The organism is Paenibacillus sp. 598K (assembly GCF_003851045.1).
GTDB lineage: Bacteria > Bacillota > Bacilli > Paenibacillales > Paenibacillaceae > Paenibacillus_D.
In genome coordinates this window covers 10,206-10,546 of the sequence record NZ_BFBX01000114.1, presented here as the reverse complement: position 1 = coordinate 10,546, position 341 = coordinate 10,206, and the positions used below count along the sequence as shown (strand labels likewise).

1 protein-coding gene is annotated in these 341 nt (G+C 65.4%); it reads left to right on the top strand.

Annotation, left to right across the window (positions count from 1 at the left end; translation table 11 throughout):
- On the top strand, positions 1-200 hold a 200-nt coding region (locus PA598K_RS36625), incomplete at its 5' end, for a sensor histidine kinase (protein WP_376739084.1).
- Positions 201-341 lie beyond the last annotated feature (141 nt).

Sequence of the window (341 nt, the reverse complement as noted above, 5' to 3'; positions counted from 1 at the left end):
GGCTGTCCGAGCTGCATCGCATGCTGGCTGCCGGCTCCGGCATCGATGGCGACGAGGGGAGATCGATCGGACTGGTCAATGTGCATGAACGGCTGCGGACGAGCTACGGCGAGGACTACGGCTTGCAGGTGGAGAGCAGCGAGGGCGCGGGCACGGAGGTGACGCTGCGACTGCCAGCGATACGAAGGGAGCGGATGTAGGAGTGAGAAGTGTTTTTTTCGTGGACGATGAGCCTTTGATCACGAAGGGGCTGCACGCGATCCTGGATTGGGAGCGCTACGGGCTGCAGATCGCCGGCACGGCAGCGGACGGCCGCTCGGCGCTCGAGCAGCTGCGGCAGC